Origin of the sequence: Sporosarcina beigongshangi (assembly GCF_033485195.1) — a bacterium.
Classification (GTDB): Bacteria; Bacillota; Bacilli; order Bacillales_A; family Planococcaceae; genus Sporosarcina; species Sporosarcina beigongshangi.
In genome coordinates this window covers 1-448 of record NZ_JAWLIR010000022.1, presented here as the reverse complement: position 1 = coordinate 448, position 448 = coordinate 1, and the positions used below count along the sequence as shown (strand labels likewise).

At 42.6% G+C, this 448-nt stretch carries 3 tRNA genes; all 3 read right to left on the bottom strand.

The window, feature by feature from the left end:
- Nucleotides 1-123: 123 nt before the first annotated feature.
- Nucleotides 124-197: transfer RNA gene (locus R2B77_RS11340), tRNA-Gly, on the bottom strand.
- 9 nt (nt 198-206) lie between these two features.
- Nucleotides 207-283: transfer RNA gene (locus R2B77_RS11335), tRNA-Arg, on the bottom strand.
- 21 nt (nt 284-304) lie between these two features.
- Nucleotides 305-391, bottom strand: a tRNA-Leu gene (locus R2B77_RS11330).
- Nucleotides 392-448 lie beyond the last annotated feature (57 nt).

Below are 448 nucleotides of genomic sequence, written 5' to 3'. Positions count from 1 at the left end.
TGTTCAGTTTTCAAGGTTCATAAGTTGTTGTTTTGTTAGCAACTATTCTAATATAACATTCTAGCGAATAGAAGTCAATCATTATTTCAAAATCATTTTTAAAGCTATTTCATTTAAGTAATATGGAGCGGGTGAAGGGAATCGAACCCTCATCATCAGCTTGGACGGCTGAGGTTTTACCACTAAACTACACCCGCATATAAGTATGGCGCGCCCGGCAGAAGTCGAATCCACAACCTCCTGATCCGTAGTCAGGTGCTCTATCCAATTGAGCTACGAGCGCTCTGTTTAAAACGGAAATGATTGGTGCGGTAAAGAGGACTTGAACCTCCACGGGGTTAACCCCCACTAGGCCCTCAACCTAGCGCGTCTGCCATTCCGCCACTACCGCGTGTATTTGGCGACAAACTTTATTATACATTACATGCTTCATTTGTCAACATTTTTT